This window comes from Parazoarcus communis SWub3 = DSM 12120, from assembly GCF_003226565.1.
GTDB lineage: Bacteria > Pseudomonadota > Gammaproteobacteria > Burkholderiales > Rhodocyclaceae > Parazoarcus > Parazoarcus communis.
Genome location: NZ_QKOE01000095.1, coordinates 1 through 614, shown reverse-complemented (window position 1 = coordinate 614; position 614 = coordinate 1). Strand labels below are relative to the sequence as shown.

At 66.1% G+C, this 614-nt stretch carries 1 protein-coding gene; it reads left to right on the top strand.

Annotated features, from left to right (window positions below; translation table 11 throughout):
• Positions 1-614, top strand: a 614-nt coding sequence (locus tag DNK49_RS24230; protein WP_207807111.1) for a hypothetical protein, incomplete at both ends; no start/stop codon positions are given.

The following is a 614-nucleotide window of genomic DNA, read 5'->3' as shown; positions in this document are numbered from 1 at the left end:
CGATCCCGCTCTACGCGACGGCCGAGCCGTTCGCCAAGGAGTTCGGCCCTGCGGAGATCACGATCTCCGTCACGGCGCTCGCCTACGCCATCGTCTGGTATTGCGGCCGCCGTCTCGATGCCTATCCGAGCGCGCGGTTACGCGGCAACGTGGGCTACATGGCGCCCGTCGCGATCGTCACCTATGCGCTGATTGCCGCCATCCTGCTGTTGCTGCGTCTCGACTATTCGCGCTTCCAGCTCTTCGGCAGCGGACTGCTGGCTTTGCTCTGGGTGGCCACGATTGCCCAGCTACGCTCCCGCTATCTCGTCCGAAACTATGCCGTGATGCCGCGCCGCACCATCGCAGCCTTGCCCAAGCTTCCGACTTGCCGCTGGCTCGACTTCGCCGATGTCCGCCGCGACGGGTTGCGGGTCGATGCGATCGTGGCCGACCTCAATGCCGAGTTGGAGGAGGGGCAGATCGAAGAGCTGGCCGACGCCGCCATCGCCGGCGTTCCCGTTCTCGATCGGCGTCACATCGTCGAGATGCTGACCGGCCGTACGCCGCTCGGTGGCCTGACGCCCAACGAATTCGGCGCGCTGCTGCCGTCACGCCAGTATCTCGTGATCCGC